Below are 23,682 nucleotides of genomic sequence, written 5' to 3' on the forward strand. Positions count from 1 at the left end.
CTTTCCCCGCGAGCAGACGCGAACTTGTACGTTTCGAGCCCGAAACGTACAAGTTCGCGTCTGCTCACCACTTATCCCCAGGGGTGACTCGCCGCTCGAGCGCCCATTGTCGATGCTCTGGCGGTGCATCCTGACGCGTCAAGGCTCATAGCGGAATCCGGTGGCTTCGCCACGACCCGGCAACTGCTGACAGTCATGAGCCGCGTGCAGCTCGACGTCCAAGTGAAAAACGGTGGGCTAGTTCGCGTATGGCGCGGCGTCTACACGGCTGAGCAACCGAATCTGTTGGGACGCTTGGCCGCACTCGACATTCTGATCGGGCAGCCTGCCGTCGCATGCCTGGGCACCGCCGCCGCGTTGTATGGATTCGACACCGAGGACACCACCGCGGTGCACGTTCTCGACCCTGGCGTACGGATGCGCCCCACAGTGGGTTTGATGGTTCACCAACGTACGGGCGCCCGGCTACAGAGGGTGTCGGGACGTCTCTCGACCGCACCGGCCTGGACAGCGGTGGAGGTGGCCAGACAACTGAGTCGTCCGCGAGCCCTCGCAACACTGGACGCTGCGCTGCATTCGATGCAGTGCAGCCGCAACGAGATTGAGGTGGCCGTCGACGAGCAGCGGGGCCGGCGCGGCATTGTCGCAGTCCGGGAACTCCTGCCCTTGGCCGACGGGCGGGCGGAGTCGCCCATGGAGAGCGAAGCCCGGCTGGTGATGATCGACTATGGCTTGCCGCGTCCCGAACTCCAATACCCGATCTACGGCGCAAACGGGGAGGTGTGGCGCGTCGACTTCGCGTGGCCCGAAGCCCGCGTAGTCGCTGAGTACGAAAGCTTCGAGTGGCATTCCGGGGTAACCGACATGCTACGAGACAAGTCACGCTGGGGCGGCATTCAAGAGGTCGGGTGGACGATCGTCCCGATTGTGGCGAAGGATGTGAGGCGCCAACCGGCAAGGCTCGCGGAAAGACTCAACGGTCACCTACGCCGCGCGCGGCAAGCCAGTTAACCCCCGCGAGCCCTCCCCCGCGAGCAGACGAAGCTAGCCGCTGTCGCAGGCCAGCGCTCGGGCCTCCTCCTCGGTCTCGACGGCAGGACCCGACCCCGGTAGCGGCCTGCCGGCGACCTCCGGGGTGAACACCAGCGTGACCACGCCCACCACCCCGGCGAACATCAGCATGTAGGCCGGCACCATCTCGTTGCCGGTGGCCGAGATCAACGCTTGGGCGATCAGCGGGGTGACACCCCCGACGGTCGATATCGACAAGTTGTACGAGATCGCCAACGCGCCGTAGCGAACCCTGGTGGGAAACAGTGCCGGCAACGCCGAGGGCGTCGTGCTGTCGAAGCACAGTTCCATCAGTCCGATCAGCAACACACCGATGAAGATCACCGGATAACCGCCGCCGAAGCGCATCAACAGGAACGCCGGAATCGACGCGACGATCAGCAGTCCACAGCCGGTTCGCATGATCGGTTTGACGCCGATCCGATCGGACAGTTTCGCAACGAACACGACCGTCGCCATCAACACGGCCAAGGTGGCAACGATCATCACCAGTGCAGGCGTTTCAGCCACGTGCACAATAGTTTTCAGGTATGTCGGCAGGTAGCCGGTGACCATGAAATCGGCGACCTGAGACGTGAGCACCAAGGCGGCGCAAATCAGCATCGGCCGCCACTGCTCGACGACCGTGTGCCGGAATCGGTCCCGCCCGCCTTCCTCGGCCTCGGTGTCCTGGTGCGCTTGCGTGAACGCCGGCGACTCGCCCAGCCGCAGACGCATGTAGAGCGCGATCAAACCCAGCGGCGCCGCCAGCAGCAACGGAACTCGCCAGCCCCACGCCAACCACGCATCGTTCGGCAGCCACGCCTGCAGCCCGGTCACCAGGAATCCGGCGGCCACAAAGCCGATCAGATTGCCCAACGGCAGAAACCCGACCAGCATGCCGCGCTTACGGTCCGGTGCCGTCTCAACCAGGTACGTCATCGCTCCGACGAACTCGCCCCCGGTCGACAGGCCTTGGAAGACGCGGGCGACGACGAGCAGGATCGGCGCCCAGATGCCGATCGCGCTGTAGCCGGGCAGGAGGCCGCTCATCGTCGTACCGAACGTCATCATCAGGATCGTCATCACCAGCACCCGCTTACGACCGATGCGGTCGCCCAGCGGGCCGAAGATCATGCCACCCAGCGGGCGCACCACAAAGGCCGCCGCCAGGGTGCCAAAAGTGGCAATGAGGTGGACGGCGCTGACGCTGTTGCCGGGATAAAACACCTGCGCAATCGTGGTGGCGATGTAGCCGTAGACCCCGAAGTCAAACCACTCCATGACGTTTCCGATCGCGGTACCCGTGATCGCTCGCGACATCGCACTTCGATCGGTCACCGTGATCTCCTCGCGCGCCCACTTCTGCTGGGAGCGCGATTTCATCGACACACCGCGACGATAGCCGTCGGGCTAGCCCACTCCCACCGCGATCACCCCCAGCGGGCCGGTCCGACGCTCATGAGGTGAGGTGTTGTCGGGCCCACTGCTCGGCGGTGGTGGTGGGAATGTTGTTTCTGGCGTTGAACGACTGCGCCTTGGGCCAGGCGACTCCCACGCCTTCGCCGAAGACGGCCCGGTATTTCTTCATGGTGTCGGTGGGATCGGCGGCGAGCTCGTCGTGGAGCTGTTGGACGGAGAGTTCGATCCGGGAAACCTGCGTGTGCAGGGTGCGGTCCACAATGTCGGCGAGGTCGCGGTAGGTGATGGTGTCGCCGGCGATGTAGACGACGTCGTTGACGATGGGCGGTTGTGTGTAGAGCACGGCGGTGGTCAACTTCGCGATGTCTTCCGCGGTGGTGAGGGTGACTTCGGTGTCCCAGCTGCCGAGCGCCCGTACGGTGCGGCTGGCGGTGTCCACCACGCCGAAATCGGGTTCGAACACAAAGCTGGTGAACATGCCGGCGGAGACGATGATCCAGTTGGTTTGGTGTTGGGCGCGCAGCAGGTCGCGGACGTCGAGTTGTTCGTCGAAGAGGTCTTGCGGGCTGCCGCGTCCGATGAGGTCGTAGTCGGCGCCGAATTGCCATGGCAGGTAACGCTTCACGCCGGCGGCCAGGGCGGCGGAAGTCAGCTTGCGTTGAGTGCCTCGTCCCGCCGCGAACCCCAGGCAGCTGATCACGGTGTCGTAGTTGCTGAAGAGCGCGGCCAGGTCCGAAGGTGAGGCCGACGCGATGTCGGCGTGGACGACGGCCACTGGCGCGGCGGTGAGCCCGTCGAGCCGATGCGGCCGGCCCTCGCTGGGTGGTCGCAGCAGAACCGTCACGGTGTCGTCGAGGTGGTGAGCGGCGATGTGGTCGGTTAGGGCGGTGATCATGGCCCGGCCGAGCTCGCCGGCGCCGATCACCAGGAATCGGGTAGATGGGGTCACGCTAAACATTTTGGCTCTCCTCGTACGCCCCCGGCACCCCGGCGAGGAGACGTGAAGTTGTACGTTTCGCGCCCGAAACGTACAACTTCACGTCTGCTCGGCACCAGCCACTCAGGCCACAAACGAGCTGACGAATTCCTGGGCCACAGCCACCACGCGCTCGCGGTCGCGCGGAACCAGGCCGATGCGCGTCCGGCGATCGAGGATGTCGTCGACACTCAACGCACCCTCATGCGTCACCGCGTACTCGAATTCGGCCCGCGTCACGTCGATACCCTCGGCTACCGGATCTTTGGGCCGCTCACATGTGGCGGCCTTGACGACATGAGCCGCCTCAGCCCCGAATCGAGCCACCAAAGAATCCGGCAGGCGCCCGACGGGCCCGGCGGCCGGTCCCGGATTGGCCTGGGCGCCGATCAACGGCAGCCGACGGGTACGACATTCACCGGCCTGCAGCTGCCGCAGCACGATCGCCCGGTTCAGCACATCCTCTGCCATGTAACGGTATTCGGTCAGCTTGCCTCCAACGACACTGATCACGCCGGACGGTGACTCGAAGACGGCGTGGTCGCGCGAGACGTCCGCGGTACGACCACCGCCGGTGTCGATCAACGGTCGCAACCCGGCGTACGAGCCGATCACATCCGAGGAAGTGACCGTCGTCCCCAACGCGGTGTTCACCGTGTCCAACAGGAACGAGATCTCTTCCGAAGAGGGCTCTGGCACATCGGGAATCGGGCCCGGCGCGTCCTCGTCGGTCAGCCCCAGATAGATTCGGCCCAGTTGCTCGGGCATGGCGAACACGAACCGGTTCAGTTCACCGGGAATCGGAATGGTCAATGCCGCAGTCGGATTGCCAAAGGCAGCCGCGTCGAAGACGAGATGTGTTCCGCGGCTTGGCCGTAACTTCAACGAGCTGTCAATGTCACCGGCCCACACCCCCGCCGCGTTGATCACGGCGCGCGCCGACACATCGAACGACTGCCCCGTGCGCTGGTCGGTCAGCCGCACCGATGTTCCGGTGGCGTCGGACGCGGCCACATAAGTCAGGATCCGGGCGCCGTGTTGGGCCGCGGTGCGTGCCACCGCCGTCACCAATCGGGCGTCGTCGATCAATTGCCCGTCATAGTTGAGGAATCCACCGGACAGCCCCTCTTGCTGAACGGTCGGCGCCAGCTCCACGACGCGGTGCGCCGAAATCCGGCGCGATCGCGGCAGTATCGAGGACGGCGTTCCCGCCAGCACCCGCAAGGCGTCGCCGGCCAAGAAACCACCGCGCACCAGCGCACGCTTCAGGTGGTTCATCGACGGCAGCAACGGCACCAGCTGCGGCATGGCATGCACGAGATGAGGGGCGTTGTATCGCATCAGGATTCCGCGTTCGATGGCACTGCGCCGGGCAATGCCGATATTGCCGCTGGCCAGATAGCGCAACCCGCCGTGCACCAACTTCGAACTCCATCGACTGGTACCGAAGGCCAGATCCTGCTTTTCCACCAGCGCCGTTCGCAGTCCGCGCGAAGCCGCATCCAGGGCGATACCCACCCCGGTGATGCCACCCCCGATGACGAGAACGTCCAGCGGCTCGCCGTCGGCGAGTGCGGTGAGGTCCGCGGTGCGGCGTGCGGCATTGAGGGCGCTCGAGTTCTCCATCAGGCCAGGTATCCGTTCAGTGCGTAGGTGAGTTGGGTGGCAAGGGCGTCGTCGTCGAGGACCGGCTTGACGATGTCGGCGGATTGAATGGTGGACTGCGCGATCAGCAGGATCATCGTCGCGAGTTGGCGGGGGTCGCCGGGACGCACGCTGCCCTCGCGTTGCGCCATTTCCAGACGGGTCGCCAGCCCCTCTATCAGGAACAGCTGGCTGGAGCCCAAGCGCTCGGTGATATACACCCGGGCCAGTTCGGAATGCATCACCGACATGATCAGTTCGTCGCGGCGCAATCGGTCGGCCACCGCGACCACCTGCTTCACCAGGGACTCGCGGTCGTTGCCGTCGAACGGCACCTCCCGCATGGCGTCGGTGACGTGGTTGGTCAGCAGCGTCGACATGATCGAGTTCGTATCCGGCCAACGCCGGTAGACGGTCGGGCGACTCACGCCGGCGCGCCGGGCGATCTCGGCCAGCGTCACCCGATCGGCGCCGTAATCCTTCACGCAACTCGCCGCCGCCGCCAGTATGCGATCCCCGATGTCCACATTGGGATCGTTACCGATTGACAGCATGTGTAATACTGTAACGCATGACGCAGACATCGGAGCAACTCCTTCCCCCCATGAAATGGAACGCGTGGGGAGATCCCGCCGCGGCCAAGCCACTTTCCGACGGCATCCGGGCTTTGCTGAAGCAGGCGGTGGGACTGGACGACTCCGAAAAGCCGGAACTCGAACCCGACCAGGTCAAGGTGCGTCCGTCCTCGTTGAGCCAAGAACACTCCGACGCACTGGCCAAGATCGTCGGTGCCGAATACTTCCGGACGGCCGACCGCGACCGGCTGCTACACGCCGGCGGCAAGTCCACCCCGGATCTGTTGCGCCGCAAGGACCCCGGCGTCCAGGACGCGCCCGACGCGGTACTGCTGCCGGGCGATGACGACACCGTCAGCGAAATCCTGCGGTACTGCTCCGAGCACGGCATCGCCATCGTCCCGTTCGGCGGCGGTACCAACGTCACCGGAGGGCTCGACCCGGTGCGCGCCGACTTCAGCGCGGTGATCTCACTCGATTTGCGCCGCTTCAACGAGTTGCACTCGCTCGACGAGGAATCCGGCATCGCCGAGTTGGGGGCCGGCGTCACCGGCCCCGATGCCGAACGCCTGCTCGGCGAGCACGGTTTCTCCCTCGGGCACTTCCCGCAGAGCTTCGAGTACGCCACCATCGGGGGCTTCGCCGCCACTCGCTCGTCCGGCCAGGACTCGGCCGGCTACGGCCGCTTCAACGACATGATCCTCGGGTTGCGGCTAATCACCCCGGTGGGCGTGTGGGATCTCGGGCGGGTCGCGGCGTCGGCCGCCGGACCCGACCTACGACAGCTGGCCATCGGCTCGGAAGGCGTGCTGGGCGTCATCACCAAAGTGCGGCTGCGCGTGCACCGGAAACCGGAGACCACCCGATATGAAGCGTGGTCATTTCCCGACTTCGCCACCGGCGCCGCGGCACTGCGCGCCATCACGCAAATCGGCACCGGACCCACCGTCGTCCGGCTTTCCGACGAGGCCGAGAGCGGAGTCAACCTGGCCACCCACGAGACGATCGGCGAAAACCAGTTCACCGGTGGGTGTTTGGGCCTGACGTTGTTCGAGGGCACCAAGGAACACGCCGAGAGCCGGCACGCCGAGACGCGCGCGGTGCTCGAAGCCCACGGCGGCACATCGTTGGGCGAAGGCCCGGCCCGGACCTGGGAGCACGGCAGGTTCAGCGCGCCTTATCTGCGCGACTCGCTGCTGGCTGCGGGCGCGCTGTGCGAAACGCTGGAGACCGCCACCAACTGGTCTAACCTCGGCACGCTGAAAACGGCTGTCACCGAGGCACTTACCACTTCACTGGCCGCCTCGGGCACTCCGGCCCTGGTGATGTGCCACATCTCGCACGTCTACCCGACCGGCGCCTCGCTCTACTTCACCGTGGTCGCCGGGCAGCGCGGCAATCCGCTCGAGCAGTGGTGGGCAGCCAAACGGGCGGCGTGCGATGCCATCATCGCCAACGGCGGAACGATCACCCACCACCACGCGGTCGGCGCCGACCACCGTGCCTGGATGCGCGACGAGGTGGGCGAGTTGGGCGTGCAAGTGCTGAAGGCGGTCAAGGCGACCCTGGACCCCGCCGGAATTCTCAACCCCGGCAAACTGATTCCGTGACCTCGGACAGCCCGGCGAACCCCGGGCAACTAAGCCGGCGTGAGATCGCCAAGGTCACCGCGCTGACCAATCCCCTGTCGGGGCACGGCGCCGCGGTGCAGGCATCCCAGCATGCGATTGCCCGGTTGCAGCATCGGGGCGTGGAAGTCATAGAGATCATCGGTGAAAATGCCGAAGACGCCCGCTATCTGCTGGCCGCGGCGGTCGAGAAGGGCACCGACGCTGTCGTCGTCACCGGCGGCGACGGTGTCATCACCAACGCACTGCAAGTGCTTGCGGGCACCGATGTTCCGCTGGGCATCATCCCCGCGGGCACCGGCAACGATCACGCTCGCGCTTTCGGCATCCCTACCCACGATCCCGACGCCGCAGCCGACGTCGTCGTGGACGGGTATACGGAAACCATTGACCTGGGCCAAATTCGGGACAGCAATGGAGTCACCAAGTGGTTCGGCACCGTGGCGGCAACCGGTTTCGATTCCCTGGTCACCGATCGCGCGAATCGGATGACGTGGCCGCACGGACGGTTGCGTTACTACGTCGCCATGTTCGCCGAGCTGTCCCAGTTCCGCGCGTTGCCGTTCCGGTTGGTGCTCGACGGCGATCGGGAGATCGAGGCCGACCTGACGCTGACGGCGTTCGGCAACACCCGCAGCTACGGCGGCGGGCTGCTGATCTGCCCGAACGCCGATCCCACCGACGGACTGCTCGACATCACCATGGTCGCTGCCGGATCCCGGACGAAGCTGATCCGCTTCTTCCCCACCCTCATGAAGGGCGCCCATGTCGAGTTGGACGAAGTGACCACCGCGCGAGCCAAGTCCATCCACGTCGAGTGCCCCGGCATCAACGTCTACGCCGACGGGGATTACGCGTGTCCGCTGCCCGCCGAGATCTCCGTGGTCCCGGCAGCGCTGCAAATACTGCGGCCCAAGCGATCCTGAACCTGAGCATGTAACGGGCGACGGCCCGAACGCGAAATCTCTTCCAAACCGCTGGATACCCGCGTGTTCGGGTCAGGATGGGGAGGGCACATGGCGCGGTCGGGCAACACCGGATTCGTCGCAACCGCAGCAACCGCCGCCGCAACAGCGGCAGCGTCCCTCGGCGCCTTGCTGTTTGGCGCTCCCGCGGCGCACGCCAGTGAGGTCGCGGCTTGGAACGGCGAGTTCATCATGACGCTCGGCGCGAACGCCAAGACCGGCACCAGCATCGCCGCCGGTCAGAACGAGTTCGCCCATCGGACAATGGCTTCGATCAGCTCCACCTGCGCGGCGGGCCTGTGCGTCGCCACGGTGAACAACCCGGCCCCGCCGAAGAACGACACCATGCCCCGGACCATCGAATTCATCTGGAACGGTGCTCAATGGGTCCGGCAATTCGCGTGGAAATGGGACTGCTTGCTTCCCGACGGCACGATCGAATACGACCCGGCGGAATCGATCACCGTCTACACACCGGGTGAGTACGGAATCCTCACCGGTGCCTTCCACACCGACATCCTCAGTGGTGCCTGCAAGGGCAACGTCGACATGCCGGTCTCGGCGAAACCGGCCACGCCGCCGGTTACTTAACGCGGCTCAGCCGACGCCTCGGCTCAGCCAGGTCACCTCACCCGCGTCGCCGCCGTCGCGGTACACCTCGAGCGCCTCGTCCCACGCCGTTCCCAGCACCGAATCGAGCTCGGCGGCAAGGGTGTCGGCGCCTTGAGCCATCATCGCCCGCAACCGCATCTCGCCCACCATGATGTCGCCGTTGGCGCTCATCGCCCCGCTCCACAAGCCGAGCTGCGGGGTGTGGCTGAACCGCTGGCCGTCGACACCGGGGCTGGGGTCCTCGGTGACTTCGAACCGCAGCACCGACCAGGAGCGCAGCGCGTTCGCCAGCCGGGCGCCGGTCCCGACCGGACCCACCCAGTTGGTGACGGCGCGCAACTGCCCCGGCATGGCCGGCTGCGGTGTCCAGACCAAGTTCGCAGTTGCCTGCAGGGTCGACGACAACGCCCACTCGACATGCGGGCAAACCGCCGCGGGCGAGGCATGGATGTAAACCACACCGGTCGTCACGTCGGCGAACTGATTCGACGCATGCATCTTGTTGCTCCTTCGGCTCCACGAGGGACGTCTTCCCCAACGACCTGGTGAATCCGACGAGCAATTGCCTGCGTCAATTTTTTTGTGTCGTGCGTGTCTATTGTGCCCTGTGGGACCCCTGTTGCGCTAGTGTGCAGTTTTCCTTTTGCTTGTCGGTTGCTTGTTGGTGCGTGTTATCGCACGTGCTCGGCCAGCACAGCGTCGGAAACCGCAGGCCACAGATCCAGCGCCCACTCGCCGAAAGCCCGGTCGGTGAGTACCACCAACGCCAGGTCCACCTCGGGATCTACCCAGATAAACCCGCCTGCCTGCCCGAAATGGCCGTACGTGCGCGCCGAGTTGCGCGAGCCGGTCCAATGCGGGGACTTGCGGTCCCGGATCTCGAAACCCAGCCCCCAGTCGTTGGGCCGCTGCACCCCGTACCCGGGCAGCACCCCGTCCAGTCCGGGGAACTGTACGGCCGTCGCGTCGGCGTGCATCTGCTCCGAGACCGTCGAGGGGCGAAGCAGGTCGCCGGCGAAGGCGGCAAGGTCGGCGACCGTCGACGACACCCCAAACCCGGCCGCCGCCGTGCCGCCCTCCAACTTGGTGGCCGTCATGCCCAGCGGCTCGAAGACGGCTTCGGTCAGATAGTCGGCGAATTCGATCGCTGACTCACCCTGCAGGGTCTCGGCCAGCACGGTGAACCCGTAGTTGGAATAAATCCGGCGGGTACCGGGCTCGGCCAGCACCTGATTGGACTGCATGGCCAGCCCCGAAGCGTGCGCCAGGAGGTGGCGGACGGTGGCCCCGGGCGGGCCGGCCGCGGTGTCGAGGTCGACCGCGCCCTCCTCGATCGCGATCTGCGCCGCGCGGGCCACCAGCGGCTTGGTCACCGAAGCCAGCGCGAACACCCGCTCGGTCTCGCCATGAGTGGCCAACACCCCTGCGGGTCCGACCACCGCGGCGGCGGCATTCGACACTGGCCAGTCGTCGAGCGCGGCTAGCGCGTCTGAAGCCGCCATCACTTGCGCGCGATGTAGTAGTAGTTGATCGGATCCTGCTCGGCTTCGGCCACCAACACGTCGTCGAAACCGGCGTCCGCCAGCATCTTCTCGGCCAGCTGTCGGCCCCACGCCGCACCCAGTCCGGCACCGCCCGCCGCCAGTGACACCGTCATGCAGTGCATCATCGAGACGGTGTAGAGGTAGGTGCTCAACGGCACCCCGACGTTCTCCTCGACGCGGCTCGACGCCTTCGTGTCGGCCATCAAGAACACGCCGCCGGGGCGCAGGGCGCGGTGGATGTTCTCCAGCACGCGGGCCGGCTTCGCCTGGTCGTGGATGGCGTCGAACACCGTGATGACGTCGTAGGCCTCGACCTTGTCGAGTTGCGGCAAGTCATGGCTTTCGAAGGTCGCGTTGGTCAGACCCATGCGCTCGGCCTCGGCGATGCCCGCCGCGATCGCCTCATCGGAGAAGTCGATGCCGGTGAACCGGCTGGCGGGGAACGTACGCGCCATCAGGTTCACGGCATGACCACTGCCGCAGCCGAAGTCGGCCACCTCGACGCCGGACCGCAGCCGCTCGACGAGTCCGTCGACCAACGGCAACACGACATCGATCAGCGCGGCGTCAAATACCGCGCCGCTCGTCTCCGCCATCAGCTTGTGAAAGCGTGGGTATTCGCTATAGGGCAGTCCGCCTCCGGCTCGGAAGCAGCCGATGATCTTTTGTTCGACGTCGCCGAGCAGCGGCATGAATTGCGCTATCGCCGCGAGGTTGTCGGGCCCGGCAGCCCGGGTCAGCACCGCGGCGCGGTGAGGGGGCAACGAGTAGGTGGCGGCCTCGGGGTCGTATTCGACAACGCGCCCAGCGGTCATGCCGCCCAGCCATTCCCGGACATAGCGCTCGTTGAGGTCGGTGGCAGCGGCGATTTGGGCGCTGGTGGAAGGCGGCAGCTCTGCCATCGCATCCAGGAGGCCGGTTTGATGCCCGACGCTGAGCAACAGCGCCAGACTGGCGTTGTCGATAGCGCCGACTATTCGTTCGCTGAAATCCTCGACAGTCTCGGATGTTGTAGACATGCGCCGCTCCTCGTCTCTGCTTCACACCGTAAGTTAGACGCCATGAGTCAGACAGTGCGCGGTGTGATTTCACGGAAAAAGGGCGAACCCGTCGAGCTGGTGGACATCGTCATACCGGACCCGGGACCCGGCGAGGCGGTCGTCGACATCATTGCGTGCGGCGTCTGTCATACGGACCTGACCTATCGCGAGGGCGGCATCAACGACGAGTACCCCTTCCTGCTGGGCCATGAGGCCGCGGGCCGAGTCGAAGCCGTCGGCCCCGACGTCACCAGCGTGGAACCGGGCGACTTCGTCATCCTCAACTGGCGCGCAGTGTGCGGCCAATGCCGCGCCTGCAAGCGCGGCCGACCGAGCCTGTGCTTCAGCACCTTCAACGCGGAACAGAAGATGACGCTGACCGACGGCACCGAACTCACGCCCGCCCTGGGCATCGGCGCCTTCGCCGACAAGACGCTGGTGGCCGCGGGTCAGTGCACCAAGGTCAACGACGAGGCCGACCCGGCCGTCGCCGGGCTGCTGGGTTGCGGCGTCATGGCCGGCATCGGCGCGGCGATCAACACCGGCGGCGTCACCCGCGACGACACCGTGGCGGTGATCGGCTGCGGCGGGGTTGGCGACGCCGCCATTGCCGGCGCCAGGCTGGTCGGCGCGAAGAAGATCATCGCCGTCGACACCGACAACACCAAGCTCGACTGGGCCCGCAAGTTCGGCGCCACCCACACCATCAACGCCCGCGAACTCGACGTCGTCGAGACCATCCAGGACCTCACCGACGGTTTCGGCGCCGACGTGGTGATCGACGCCGTCGGTCGGCCCGAGACGTGGAAGCAGGCCTTCTACGCCCGCGACCTCGCCGGAACCGTTGTGCTGGTGGGTGTTCCGACGCCCGACATGCGCTTGGAGATGCCGCTGGTGGACTTCTTCTCCCGCGGTGGCTCGCTCAAGTCCTCCTGGTACGGCGATTGCCTGCCTGAGCGCGACTTCCCCACCCTGATCGACCTGCACCTGCAGGGTCGGCTCCCGTTGGACAAGTTCGTCTCGGAACGGATCGGCCTCGGCGACATCGAAGAGGCATTCCACAAGATGCACGAGGGCAAGGTGCTGCGCTCGGTGGTGATCCTGTAGTGGCCGCCCGCATCGATCGCGTCGTCACCCACGGCACCTTCGAACTCGACGGTGGCAGTTGGGAAGTCGACAACAACATCTGGCTGGTAGGCGACGACTCCGAGGTCGTGGTGTTCGACGCCGCCCACTCGGCCCAGCCCATCATCGAGGCGGTGGGCGGCCGCAATGTGGTGGCGGTGGTGTGCACGCACGGCCACAACGACCACGTGACGGTGGCACCAGAACTCGGTGCGACGCTCGACGCACCGGTACTGCTGCACCCTGGTGATGACGTGTTGTGGCGGATGAGTCACCCCGACAAGGACTTTCGTGCCGTCGCCGACGGGGAGACGCTGCGGGTGGCCGGGACGGAGCTGCGGGCGCTGCACACGCCGGGTCACTCGCCGGGTTCGGTGTGCTGGTATGCCCCCGAGCTGAAGGTCGTGTTCAGCGGCGACACCCTGTTCTCCGGCGGACCGGGCGCGACGGGCCGCTCCTATTCGGACTTTCCGACGATCCTGCACTCGATCTCAGAGCGACTCGGCAAGTTGCCCGGAGAGACCATCGTGCATACCGGCCACGGAGACAGCACGACCGTCGGCGACGAGATCGTCCACTACGAGGAGTGGGTAGCCCGCGGGCACTGAAAGTTCTCCCGGCGAGCGTGCGCAAAATGCCAGCCGGCACCGGCGTGTCGCGTACATATGCGCGCGCTCGTGAGGAACTGGCGAGGGTTGGGCTCAATAGCCTTCGTCGAGGATGCGGCGCTGCTCTGCACGATACTCCTCTTCGGTCAGAGCACCCGAACTACGCAGGGCTGCAAGGTTTTTCAGCCGTTCAGCCTGAATGTTCTGGCCGGTAGGCTCGTACGCCCCGGCCGGCGGCGCCGGCGACGTCCCCGGGTATTGCGGATAGCCGCCGCCGTACCCATACGGCGACACGGTGACCGGACGCCGCGACCGGGCCAGCCACATGATCGACAACACCAATAAGACCAGCGCAAAGACGAACATCGCGACGAACACCCACACCAGATAGCCGTAGGAGCTCGAGTGCCCGAAGGCCAGCCGCGGGTTGATGTATCCCCCGGTCTGCCCCTCGGTCGTCACCCGGTAGTCGCCCTCTTCGAAGACCTGAACTTTGAAGACCCGGATGTGTGCGTCGTTGTTGACTGTCGTTGAGGAGCCGATACTTTCGGTGATCTCCACTTTCGGTGCACTTGCGGGTGGAGTGATCTCGAGACTGAGCGGCGGAACGGGTAAACCCCCGTCGCCGCCGCCAACCACCAGGGCGTGCAGGCTGACGTTGACTTCACCGGCGGGCAGATGCACTGTGCCAGAACCCGGTACCGCCACCTCGCCGTAGGCGTCGAAGTCGTCGAGAAAGAACGCGTTGGCCACCAAGGCGATGATGAAGCCGATCACCGATACCACCAGCGTTACGATGGCCAGCGTCAGCGAGATCTTGGCGACTGCTCTGCTACTCATCCAGGCAGTGTGTCACGCAGGTCGACGCAGGAACAGCCCACACGCAGCAAAACAAATCAAGACCACCACCGCGGTCATCGGCACCCACTCACCCCACCGTTGGTACGGCGTGACGTCAGCACTTGAAACCCCATCCGAAACCGGGACGTTGACGACGGTGACGCCACGCCAGTCCGAAGCACACCACGCCAACAGCCGGCCGCGCGCATCGAAGGCCGAGCTGTCACCGGACAACCCCACGTGCGCCACCGGGCGGCCCACCTCGACGGCCCGCACCGCGGCGTGGGCGGCCAACTGCGGCTGCGCCCAAGTCCCCTGAAACGAGGAAGTCGCACTCTGATACACCAGCAGTTGCGCCCCCAACCGCGCCTCGCGCCGCGCCAGATCGGAGAAGGTCAGCTCGTAGCTGACCAACGGCCCGACCGCGAACTCGCCGACGTGCAAGACCACCTCCCCGGTGCCACGCTGCCGGTCCTGCTCGGCCGCCTTGCTGTGTCGGGTGATCCAGCCGAACAGCGGCCGCAGCGGCACATACTCACCGAACGGCACCAGCCGCGTCTTGCGGTAGCTGCCTGCCACCCCACCCGCGTCGAGCAACACCGCCGACTTATAGATGCCACCGCCGGGCGCGGCGGCGTCGACGTTGACCAACAGGTCGGCACCAACCCGACGGGACAACTCGGCCAGGCGGGCCACCACATCAGGGTGGCCGAGCAGGTCCAGCCCGACGCTGCTTTCACCCCAGACCACCAGGTCCACCCGTTGACCGACCAACGTCGCAGTGATCGCCTCGCCGGCCTGCTGACGCGCCGAAGCATCGGTGATGTCGCCGACCTGCACCAATGCGACGCGCACGGTCGGGCCGGGTGCCGGCGTCGGCGCCACCACGTACCAGGCCGGGCCGACGGCCGCGCACACCGCCGCACATCCGACCATGACCAGTCGAACGGCAGGGCGCCGGTGCAGGATCATCCCGACGAGAGCGGTATTGGCCGCGGCCAGCAGAAAGCTCGTCAGCCACACTCCCCCGACGGCGGCCGACGCCAGCGTCACGGGCTGGTTCCATTGCGACGCGCCCAACGGCGCCCAGGGTCCCCCCAACGATGGCAGAGATCGCACCGCCTCGGCCAAGACCCAGGCGCTGGGCACCACCGCGACGGCGGCCACGGTGCGGCCGATGCTCACCGGTGCCGCCAGTAGCCGGTGCGCGGCCCAACCGCACGGCAGCCACAGCGCTCCCAGCCCGAAGCCCAGCAGCAAGAGGAACGGGCCGACGCTGCCCATCAGCCAGTACTGGTTGACCACCACGAACGCGCCCAGCCCCCACCAGCACCGCACGGCACCCGCCCGTGACGACGGCGCCGCCCGCACCACCATCAGCAGGGGTAGCAGCCCCACCCAGCCCAACCACCACCACGATGGGGCCGGGAAGGCGAGTGTCGGTAACGTCCCGCATATCGACGCCGCCGCCCAGCCCGGCAACCGGTCGGGGAGGCGCTGTCGCAGTGTCTCCCAACCGACGCGCATGCCAATTAGAGCGCACACTATGTAGGGCACCACCGGCAAGAGGAGGGATAAGCATGGCCAACGATCTCATCGCCACCGTGCCGGATCTGTCGGGCAAGCTGGTGGTCATCACCGGTGCCAACAGCGGGCTGGGCTTCGGACTCGCCCGACGTTTGTCGGCGGCCGGCGCGGATGTGGTGATGGCGATTCGCAACCGGGCCAAAGGCCAGGCCGCGATCGATGAGATCCGCAAGACCGTCCCCGACGCCAAGCTGACCATCAAAGACCTCGACCTGTCGTCGCTGGCATCGGTCGCCGCCTTGGGCGAACAGCTCAACGCCGAGGGGCGCCCGATCGACATCCTCATCAACAACGCCGGGGTGATGACTCCGCCGGCGCGCGAAACCACGGCCGACGGCTTCGAATTGCAGTTCGGCAGTAACCATCTGGGGCACTTCGCGCTGACCGGGCACGTGCTGCCACTGCTGCGCGCCGCCCAGCGTGCCCGCGTGGTGTCGCTGAGCAGCCTCGCCGCCCGACGTGGCCGGATCAACTTCGACGACCCGCAATTTGAGAAGTCGTACAACGCGATGGCGGCCTACGGTCAGTCGAAAGTGGCGGTGTTGATGTTCGCCCGGGAACTGGACAAGCGCAGCCGCGCTGGGGGCTGGGGCATCGTGTCCAACGCCGCGCACCCCGGCCTGACCAAGACCAATCTGCAGATCAGTGGTCCGTCGCACGGTCGTGACAAGCCCGCGTTGATGGAGCGTGTCTACAAGGCGACGTGGCGGTTCACGCCGTTCCTGTGGCAGGAGATCGACGAGGGAATCCTGCCCGCGCTCTACGCGGCCGCCACACCGCAGGCCGAAGGCGGCGCGTTCTACGGGCCCAGGGGCTTCTACGAGGCCGCCGGCGGCGGCGTCACGGAGGCCAAGGTACCCGCACAAGCCCGCAATGATGATGACAGCCAACGACTTTGGGAACTTTCCGAGCGGCTGACCGGTGTCCGATTCCCAACCTCCGACTGACATGGTGTCCGAAATCCGACTCCCCGAATCCATGACCGTCGTCCGACCCGAACCGATGGAGAGCGCGACGTACACGGCGTCGTCGCGCCTGCAGGCGGCCGGATTGTTGCCCGCCGTAAAGCTTTTCGAACGCGCCGCGGCCGAGATTCCGCTGCCGGCGCCCCCGTCACCGATCGTCGTCGCCGACTATGGCGCGGCGACCGGTTACAACTCGCTGCGGCCCCTTTCCGCCGCGATCCAGGTGCTGCGTCGGCGCACCCGCCACGATCACGCGATCCTGGTCACGCACACCGACGTCGCGGACAATGATTTCACCGCGCTGTTCCGGACCGTGACCGATGACCCGGACAGCTATCTGCAGCACGACACGGCGACTTTCACCTCCGCTATAGGGCGGTCGTTCTACACCCAGATCCTGCCGACCAACACCGTCAACCTCGGCTGGACATCGTGGGCCATCCAGTGGCTCAGTCGGCTTCCTGCTCCGCTGCCCGACCACATTCAGGTCGCCTACAGCAGTGACAAAACGGCGCGCCGGGCTTACGCGGCGCAGGCCGCGACGGACTGGCAGGATTTCCTGGCTTTTCGCGGACGCGAACTGTGCCCGGGCGGAAAGCTGGTCATCTTGACGATGGCTCTGGACGAGAACCACGAATTCGGGTATCGCCGGTTCAACGAGGCGTTCATGACCGCACTCGGCGATTTGGTGCATGAAGGATTGTTGCGCCACGAAGAAGTGCGGCGCATGGCGGTTCCCGTTTTCGCCCGCAGCGAGGAGGACATGCGCGCGCCGTTCCAACCGAAGGGACGGTTCGAGGGGCTGGTTATCGAACAGCTCGAGGTGTTCAACGCCGAGGACCGCTTCTGGACCCGATTCCAAAAGGATGGGGACGCGGAGAATTTCGGGGCGCAGTGGGCGGCGTTCGCGCGCGCAGCTATCTTCCCCAGCCTTCGGGTAGGGCTCGACGGAGGCGTGAACGATCCCCGCGCGCCGGAATTCATTGAGCGATTGGAAGCCGCTCTGGCCGAGCGCCTGGCGCGGTCACCCGAACCGACGCAGATTCCGCTCGCCTCATTGGTGCTGGTCAAGCAGCGAACCGGGTAAGCGTTTCGACCCGACGCCCCAGTGGGTAACCCTGATCACAGGGCCGACCACAACAAATTCGCACATCCACAGGGGGCGAGAGGTAATGACCAAGCAGGACGCGGCGCAGGCCGAGGACCAAGGGCCGGGCCCAGCCAGCGAAGACACTGACGACCGGGCTCGGGACGAGAAGTCGAGCGACGGCACACTCAGCGAAAAGCCCGAGCCAGACGAGGACGCCAAGGAAAAAGCCGCCGAGATGATGAAGTCCTACGAGGACCGTCCGACGCTGGTCGTGCCGGGCAGCGGCGGTGCGATATCCGGTACCGCCGTGAATGACTGGCTCGACGACGAGGGCAATCCCAAATTCGCCGACGACAAGGACTCGCCCGCGAACAAGGTTGAGAACGACTCCGGCGACAACGGTGACACCGGCGACGCGAAACCCCGCGACGACGACTCCGAGGACCACACCAAGAAGGCCAGGAACGTGACCGGTGAGGATTCGACCACCGCGTCCGAAGGTGACAAGACTCGCGGTGAAGCCGCCGAAGAGCGCGAGCGCGAAAAGCAGAGCAAGTCGATGGAAGAGCAGATCGAAGAGGACAAGGCCTTCAACAAGAAGGTCATCGAGGAGTCTGAATACACGCCGCAGAAGTCCGACCAAGAGTCGAAAGAAAGCAAGCAGGCCGCCAGTTAGCTTGCGGCACCGCCGGGGTTCGTTCGCGGTGGCCTCGGGCGGTTGGACAGCTGATTCTTCCGTAAGTACGGGCGGCGCCGGGGCGACGCGACCGTCATCCGCCGGCCCGCGCGCCGCGTAACGCCGCACCGATGGCAGCCGCCAGTTGCGGGCGCGGCGTCGAAATGATCGGCACGCCAAAATGTCCCGACAGCGTGGTGGTCACCGCCGGAATGTTGGCGCCGCCACCGACCGCGACGATCCCGGCCAGGCCCGCAATTCCGGTGCGGCTCAAGAGTTTTTCCAGCACCCGCACGAAGCCGTCCAACGGCTCGCGGATGGTTTCCTCGAAATCGTCTCTGGTGATAAGAATCTCACCGTGTGGCAATCCATCGGCCAGCGTAGTGCGGGTCGATGCCGACAGTCGCTCCTTGGCAATGCGGCACTGTCCGCGCAGCCGGGCCAACGAGCCGATCGCCGAGATGCTGTCCCGGTCAAGTCCACCCGTGCTCGGCAGTTCCGACATGACGAAGGTCAGCAGCAGTTGGTCAATCATGTCGCCGGAAAAACCATGATGGCGCACGGTCGGTGCGACCGGTCGATACTCGCCGGCCGCGTCGATCAGGGTGATGCTCGTTCCACTGCCACCAAAGTCGCACACCGCGATCGTGCCGCGGGCGGCAAGACCCGGTTTGGCCCGCACGGCGAACAGTACCGCGGCAGCATCAGGGATAAGTACCAGCGGGTTCGTGCGGTTCGACCATTCCGACACCCGGCTCAAAGCGCGGCCCAGCGTGTCCACCGCCGCGGATCCCCAGTGCGCGGGATGGGACACGGTGACGTGGTCGGGCATGGGGCGCCCGCCCGTCGCGGTATAAGCCAGCGCACGCAATCCGTCGGCAACCAAGGCCTCGCTGCGATGCGTCGAACCGTCGGCCGCCACGATTCCGGCCGGCGCACCCACTCGGTCCACAAAGTCGGTCAGTACCAACCCGGGTTCGTCCAATCTCGGGTTTTCCGAAGGGATTCCCACTTCCGGCGGCCGCTGCCGGTACAACGTCAGCACGGGTTTGCGGGTGACCGCCTGATCGGCCGTGACCGCCGCCAGGTTGGTGGATCCGATCGAGAGACCCAGCGCGGGCCGTTGTCTCTCTGCCATCGGTATCAGCGGATCGTGCCCGCGCCGGGGATCAGCGGCAGGTCCAACGCGGTGACCCAACCCGGTGGCAAGTCGTTGACCGCCGGCACGGCGTTCAGCGTGCGCAGTCCCGTCGCCAAGCATCCCGCAGCCGCCGCATCCCGGCCCGAGCCGTCGGTGAAGCGGAACGCGGTCTCCTGAAAGATGCTCGGCGTCCCTTCGATGTCGACCCGATACACGTCGTTGTCGTGACCCGTCGGCCAGTCCGGAGCGGCGTCGAGCCCGATGCGGTTGACGTGCTCGAGTTGGATGCGCGTCTCACCCTGATAGATGCCGTTGATGGTGAATCGAACGGCGGCGACCTGGCCGGCTTTGATGATGCCCTTCGCCGACTTGCGGTCGGTCGGAGTCACCCATTTTTCCCAGGTGGTGGTCATCCCGTCGAGCATGATGCCGGCGGCGTGGGCGATCATCGGCACGGTCGCGCCCCACGCGAAGATCAGCACGTCGCTGTTTTCCAGCATCGGGCTGAACTCGGGTTCACGCCCGATGCCCATCTCCTTTTCGTAGTCGCCCTCGTAGTTGGTGTAATCCAGCAATTCCGAGGCGCGGACCTTGCGGACCTCGGAGCACAGACCCATCAGCGTCATGGGAAACAGGTCGTTGGCGAAGCCCGGGTCGATGCCGGTGGTGAAGCAGGACGCCTCGCCGAGTTCGCAGGCTTCGGTGATCGGCGTGATCCAGTTCGGCGGGTTGAGGTGCATGGTCGGCCAGATCCACGGCGTCATCGCGGTCGAACACACATCGATGCCGGCCCGCAGGAAGCGGGTGATGAGCAGGATGTTGTCCTTGGCGTGCATCGCCGTCGGGCCGTAGTGAACCAGGGCGTCGGGCTTCAGTGCGATCAGCGCGTCGACGTCGTCGGTGGCCGTGATGCCCACCGGTTCGGGCAGCCCGCAGATTTCGCCGACGTCGCGGCCTACCTTGTCCGGGTTGCTGACGCCGACTCCCACCAATTCGAACAGGGGGTGCTTGACGATCTCGGGGATCACCATCTTTCCCACGAATCCGGTACCCCACACGACTACCCGCTTGGAGCCTCGCCTCGAGCCGCTTTCCGACATCCGCACCTCCGCATATCCGGTTCGGCTTCCACCCTAGGCGCACCCGAATTTCGCTTTCGGTAAGGACGTGGACTTCTGGCAGAACAGGGCCGCGAAACCTCTGGTGCGGCGCGGTGCGTGGTGACACGATGGGAAACCATGACGACGCGATTGTTGGCACCCGCGATGCTGTTGGCTCTCGGAATCGGCTTTGTCGGTACGTGCGGTGCAGCAAGCGCCATACCCGACCCGCCGAAGGTGCGTTATGAGGTGAGCGGCGGCGGCGTGGCCGAATACATCACCTACCAAACCCGCAACGGTCAGACCAAGTTGGCCAACGTGCCCTTGCCGTGGTCGACTGAGCTGCAAGGCTTTTGGGCGCAGCAGTATGTGCTCAGCGCGCAGGGCCAAGGCACCATCGCCTGCCGGATCCTGCTCGACGGCACCCCGGTGAACGACGCGCATTCCACCGGGACGCCCGGACGAACCATCTGTACTCACTCATGACGGACCTCAAGACGAGCCTTCCGACCCGGGAGAACGGAGTCCCCCCGCCAGAGGTTCCCTTCAGCGAGATCGACCTCGGGTCATTGGACTTCTGGGCGCGCAACGACGACTTCCGTGACGGCGCCTTCGCCACCTTGCGGCGTGAGGCGCCCATTTCGTTCTGGCCCGCCATCGAACTGGAGGGCTTCGTCGGCGGCAACGGGCATTGGGCGCTCACCATGCACGACGACGTGCACTTCGCCAGCCGGCATCCCGAGATTTTCAGTTCCACCCCCAACATCGTGATCAACGACCAGACACCGGAGTTGGCCGAGTATTTCGGTTCGATGATCGTGATGGACGATCCTCGCCATCAGCGGCTGCGCTCGATCGTCAGCAGGGCGTTCACCCCGCGGGTGGTGGCCCGCATCGAGGAATCGGTGCGCGATCGCGCGCATCGCTTGGTGGCGGCGATGAAAGCCAACCACCCGGACCGGCAGGCCGATCTGGTCAGCGAGCTCGCCGGCCCCCTACCCCTGCAGATCATCTGCGACATGATGGGCATCCCCGAAGAGGACCATCAGAAGATATTCCATTGGACCAATGAGATTCTCGGCTTCGGTGACCCCGACCTGGTCACCGATTTCGAGGAGTTCATCAAGGTGTCGATGGATATCGGCGCCTATGCCACCGCGCTGGCCGAGGATCGCCGCATCAACCACCACGACGACCTGACCACCAGCCTGGTGCAGGCCGAAGTCGACGGAGAACGCCTGGCGTCGTCGGAGATCGCGACGTTCTTCATCCTGCTCGTGGTGGCGGGCAACGAGACGACGCGCAACGCGATCAGCCACGGCGTCCTGGCCCTGTCGCAGTATCCGGAAGAGCGGCACAAGTGGTGGTCCGACTACGAAGCGTTGGCGCCGACGTCGGTCGAGGAGATCGTGCGGTGGGCCTCCCCCGTGGTTTACATGCGGCGCACCCTGACCCGCGACATCGAGATGCGCGGGGTCCGGCTGGCCGAGGGCGACAAGGTCACGCTGTGGTACAACTCGGCCAACCGCGACGAGTCAAAGTTCGCCAATCCCTGGGCTTTTGACGTGGCCCGCGACCCCAATCCGCATGTCGGCTTCGGCGGCGGCGGTGCCCACTTCTGCCTGGGCGCGAACCTGGCGCGCCGCGAGATCAGGGTGGTGTTCGACGAGCTGCGGTGCGAAATGCCCGACATCGTCGCGACCGACCAGCCCGCCCGGCTGCTGTCGCAGTTCATTCATGGCATCAAACGCCTCCCCGTCGCCTGGTAATTGGGGTGCGTTTCCCTCGCGAGCAGACGCAAACTTGTACGCAGAAGGGCAGTTTCATACAAGTTTACGTCTGCTCGCCGGGGGCCTAGAGGAAGGAATTCTCGGCGCTGAGGCCACGTTCGGGGAAAGCGCCCATCGCAAAGGTCTCGGCGTTGCCTAACCCGGTGCCACCGCCCACCGGATCCTCCACGCGCACCAGCAGATCCCGCAGTTGGTGCACCTGACGTGCGACCTCGGGTCGGTCGCAATTCGCCACGTGATTGCCCTCCACCTTGAGCTCGCCGACCCACTGGCCGTAGATCCAGTCGTTCCAGCCGTAGTAACCGGCGGTGCCGAGGTGGAATCCGGTCGGCCCGGCTGCGGTGATCGTCAAAGGCCGTTTGCTGCCGTCGGATTCGGTGAGCGTGATGGTGCCGTGGGTGAAGCGCCGGTTGGCGTCGTCGAAATGTAAGTCTTGCTCGACGGCGGCGAACCGATGGGAGGTGCCGTTGTCGTTCTGCTGTTCGGCTTGGTAGCGGGTGGATTCGAAGCCGTCACCCTTTTCCTGTTGAAAGAAGACAAACAGCGAGTAGGCGGATCCGTCCGAACGCGTCAGCGTCATGGGACACCAGGTCATGAACATCTGCGCGATGCGCCGACCACCTCTCGGCAGGCCGGGAATCGGCTTCCCGACCCCGGGCCGCAGACCCCAGGAGTGGTCGCGGACGCAGATCCACTCGTCTGGCTTCACCTCGGTGCGGACGCCGTCGAGTTCCACCCAGCCTGAGGCCACACCAATCTGGTGGTAGCGCAACACATTATGGGTGACCCGGTACCCGTCGGGGCTGCGGTCGGGCCACGGGTCCTCGAGCGCGGCGTCGAAGCTGCCGCGCATGGTGACGTCGAATGCGATGGGGCCGTGCTCGGTCTTGTCCAGTGCGACCCGGATGGCCCGCAACGGTTCGACGACGCTGTAGTGGATGGGCCCGACGTCGGTGGCCGACGGGTTCGAAGACAGCCGCCGACCTGCCCGCACCGTCCACTGCTCGGTGCCTCGGCACACCCCCGCTGCGCCGTCGAACACTCCCCTGTTCGTGTACTTGCCGACGCCGAGGCACAACTGCAGAGAGTTGTCGCGCTTGTGGGCGGTGGTCCAGATCTTCTCCGTCCAGGACGGGTCCGATTGGCTGACGGTGGCGAAGGTATCGACTATTTGGTGCGTCAACAGTTCGTCTTCTGGAACCAGGCCGCCGTAGTTGGTGGACAGCAAGAAATTGCCCCCTCGCCTGACGTTCACAGCCACTTTGTAATGCCTAGCAGTGTGACATTCAAGGGTATAGATGTAA

22 protein-coding genes and 1 pseudogene are annotated in these 23,682 nt (G+C 65.7%); 11 read left to right on the plus strand and 12 right to left on the minus strand.

Annotated elements, in window-relative coordinates; translation table 11 throughout:
- The first annotated feature begins 123 nt into the window (after positions 1 to 123).
- A complete protein-coding gene (locus BST27_RS15305; RefSeq protein WP_069421217.1) occupies positions 124 to 1,011 on the plus strand; it encodes a hypothetical protein in 888 nt (295 codons plus the stop codon).
- A gap of 33 nt (positions 1,012 to 1,044) precedes the next feature.
- Here the strand turns inward: BST27_RS15305 and BST27_RS15310 are convergent, their stop codons facing one another.
- The 4 genes from BST27_RS15310 to BST27_RS15325 form a co-directional block, all read right to left on the minus strand.
- Complete coding sequence (locus BST27_RS15310; RefSeq protein WP_069421243.1) at positions 1,045 to 2,373, minus strand: MFS transporter; 1,329 nt, start codon at positions 2,371 to 2,373, stop codon at positions 1,045 to 1,047.
- Between the two features lie 136 nt (positions 2,374 to 2,509).
- Entirely contained in the window at positions 2,510 to 3,430 is a 921-nt protein-coding gene (locus tag BST27_RS15315; RefSeq protein ID WP_069421218.1) for an aromatic alcohol reductase, read from the minus strand.
- 102 nt (positions 3,431 to 3,532) lie between these two features.
- A complete protein-coding gene (locus BST27_RS15320) occupies positions 3,533 to 5,074 on the minus strand; it encodes a glycerol-3-phosphate dehydrogenase/oxidase (RefSeq protein ID WP_139805172.1) in 1,542 nt (513 codons plus the stop codon).
- A complete protein-coding gene (locus BST27_RS15325; RefSeq protein WP_069421245.1) occupies positions 5,074 to 5,646 on the minus strand; it encodes a TetR/AcrR family transcriptional regulator in 573 nt (190 codons plus the stop codon). The genes BST27_RS15320 and BST27_RS15325 overlap by 1 nt, the downstream gene beginning before the upstream one ends.
- A 50-nt stretch (positions 5,647 to 5,696) precedes the next feature.
- Here BST27_RS15325 and BST27_RS15330 point away from each other — a divergent pair, with 50 nt between their 5' ends.
- From BST27_RS15330 to BST27_RS15340, 3 genes are all read left to right on the plus strand, one after another.
- On the plus strand, positions 5,697 to 7,277 hold the full coding sequence (locus tag BST27_RS15330) for an FAD-binding oxidoreductase (RefSeq protein ID WP_139805174.1): 1,581 nt from the start codon (positions 5,697 to 5,699) through the stop codon (positions 7,275 to 7,277).
- Complete coding sequence (locus tag BST27_RS15335) at positions 7,274 to 8,221, plus strand: diacylglycerol kinase (protein ID WP_069421220.1); 948 nt, start codon at positions 7,274 to 7,276, stop codon at positions 8,219 to 8,221. Before BST27_RS15330 ends, BST27_RS15335 begins: the two co-directional genes overlap by 4 nt.
- 90 nt (positions 8,222 to 8,311) lie before the next feature.
- A complete protein-coding gene (locus BST27_RS15340; RefSeq protein WP_139805173.1) occupies positions 8,312 to 8,851 on the plus strand; it encodes an Rv2253 family sensor-like surface protein in 540 nt (179 codons plus the stop codon).
- Positions 8,852 to 8,857: 6 nt separating this feature from the next.
- Here the strand turns inward: BST27_RS15340 and BST27_RS15345 are convergent, their stop codons facing one another.
- The 3 genes from BST27_RS15345 to BST27_RS15355 form a co-directional block, all read right to left on the minus strand.
- Positions 8,858 to 9,370: a DUF3145 domain-containing protein gene (locus tag BST27_RS15345; RefSeq protein WP_069421221.1), complete on the minus strand. Its 513-nt coding sequence runs from the start codon at positions 9,368 to 9,370 to the stop codon at positions 8,858 to 8,860.
- 173 nt (positions 9,371 to 9,543) lie between these two features.
- Positions 9,544 to 10,374: a serine hydrolase domain-containing protein gene (locus tag BST27_RS15350; RefSeq protein WP_069421222.1), complete on the minus strand. Its 831-nt coding sequence runs from the start codon at positions 10,372 to 10,374 to the stop codon at positions 9,544 to 9,546.
- Entirely contained in the window at positions 10,374 to 11,435 is a 1,062-nt protein-coding gene (locus BST27_RS15355; protein ID WP_069421223.1) for a class I SAM-dependent methyltransferase, read from the minus strand. The genes BST27_RS15350 and BST27_RS15355 overlap by 1 nt, the downstream gene beginning before the upstream one ends.
- A 42-nt stretch (positions 11,436 to 11,477) precedes the next feature.
- Between BST27_RS15355 and BST27_RS15360 the strand changes: the two genes are divergently transcribed.
- Both BST27_RS15360 and BST27_RS15365 read left to right on the plus strand, forming a co-directional pair.
- Positions 11,478 to 12,563, plus strand: a complete 1,086-nt coding sequence (locus BST27_RS15360; RefSeq protein ID WP_069421224.1) for an S-(hydroxymethyl)mycothiol dehydrogenase — start codon at positions 11,478 to 11,480, stop codon at positions 12,561 to 12,563.
- On the plus strand, positions 12,563 to 13,189 hold the full coding sequence (locus BST27_RS15365) for an MBL fold metallo-hydrolase (RefSeq protein WP_069421225.1): 627 nt from the start codon (positions 12,563 to 12,565) through the stop codon (positions 13,187 to 13,189). Before BST27_RS15360 ends, BST27_RS15365 begins: the two co-directional genes overlap by 1 nt.
- A 93-nt stretch (positions 13,190 to 13,282) precedes the next feature.
- Here the strand turns inward: BST27_RS15365 and BST27_RS15370 are convergent, their stop codons facing one another.
- Complete coding sequence (locus BST27_RS15370; RefSeq protein WP_069421226.1) at positions 13,283 to 14,029, minus strand: SHOCT domain-containing protein; 747 nt, start codon at positions 14,027 to 14,029, stop codon at positions 13,283 to 13,285.
- A gap of 12 nt (positions 14,030 to 14,041) precedes the next feature.
- Positions 14,042 to 15,556: an apolipoprotein N-acyltransferase gene (lnt, locus tag BST27_RS15375; protein WP_079220079.1), complete on the minus strand. Its 1,515-nt coding sequence runs from the start codon at positions 15,554 to 15,556 to the stop codon at positions 14,042 to 14,044.
- Positions 15,557 to 15,609: 53 nt separating this feature from the next.
- Here lnt and BST27_RS15380 point away from each other — a divergent pair, with 53 nt between their 5' ends.
- The 3 genes from BST27_RS15380 to BST27_RS35060 all read left to right on the plus strand — a co-directional run bounded on the left by BST27_RS15380 (position 15,610) and on the right by BST27_RS35060 (position 18,347).
- A complete protein-coding gene (locus tag BST27_RS15380; protein WP_069421227.1) occupies positions 15,610 to 16,563 on the plus strand; it encodes an SDR family oxidoreductase in 954 nt (317 codons plus the stop codon).
- A 1-nt stretch (position 16,564) separates the two neighbouring features.
- Positions 16,565 to 17,668: a class I SAM-dependent methyltransferase gene (locus BST27_RS15385; protein ID WP_069421228.1), complete on the plus strand. Its 1,104-nt coding sequence runs from the start codon at positions 16,565 to 16,567 to the stop codon at positions 17,666 to 17,668.
- Positions 17,669 to 17,753: 85 nt separating this feature from the next.
- Entirely contained in the window at positions 17,754 to 18,347 is a 594-nt protein-coding gene (locus BST27_RS35060) for a hypothetical protein (protein ID WP_069421229.1), read from the plus strand.
- Positions 18,348 to 18,368: 21 nt separating this feature from the next.
- Here the strand turns inward: BST27_RS35060 and BST27_RS15395 are convergent.
- Both BST27_RS15395 and BST27_RS15400 read right to left on the minus strand, forming a co-directional pair.
- Positions 18,369 to 19,485: pseudogene (locus tag BST27_RS15395) on the minus strand (Hsp70 family protein); the annotation flags it as partial.
- 5 nt (positions 19,486 to 19,490) lie between these two features.
- Complete coding sequence (locus tag BST27_RS15400; protein ID WP_069421231.1) at positions 19,491 to 20,588, minus strand: NAD(P)H-dependent amine dehydrogenase family protein; 1,098 nt, start codon at positions 20,586 to 20,588, stop codon at positions 19,491 to 19,493.
- 138 nt (positions 20,589 to 20,726) lie between these two features.
- Between BST27_RS15400 and BST27_RS15405 the strand changes: the two genes are divergently transcribed.
- Both BST27_RS15405 and BST27_RS15410 read left to right on the plus strand, forming a co-directional pair.
- Complete coding sequence (locus BST27_RS15405; protein WP_069421232.1) at positions 20,727 to 21,074, plus strand: MmpS family transport accessory protein; 348 nt, start codon at positions 20,727 to 20,729, stop codon at positions 21,072 to 21,074.
- Positions 21,071 to 22,357 carry a cytochrome P450 gene (locus BST27_RS15410; protein ID WP_069421233.1) on the plus strand — a complete coding sequence of 429 codons (1,287 nt, stop codon included), beginning with the start codon at positions 21,071 to 21,073 and terminating at the stop codon, positions 22,355 to 22,357. Before BST27_RS15405 ends, BST27_RS15410 begins: the two co-directional genes overlap by 4 nt.
- Positions 22,358 to 22,442: 85 nt before the next feature.
- Here BST27_RS15410 and BST27_RS15415 read toward each other — a convergent pair whose 3' ends face one another.
- Complete coding sequence (locus BST27_RS15415) at positions 22,443 to 23,633, minus strand: Rv3169 family protein (protein ID WP_232007392.1); 1,191 nt, start codon at positions 23,631 to 23,633, stop codon at positions 22,443 to 22,445.
- Positions 23,634 to 23,682: the final 49 nt, after the last annotated feature.

This window comes from Mycobacterium intermedium, from assembly GCF_002086275.1.
Classification (GTDB): domain Bacteria; phylum Actinomycetota; class Actinomycetes; order Mycobacteriales; family Mycobacteriaceae; genus Mycobacterium; species Mycobacterium intermedium.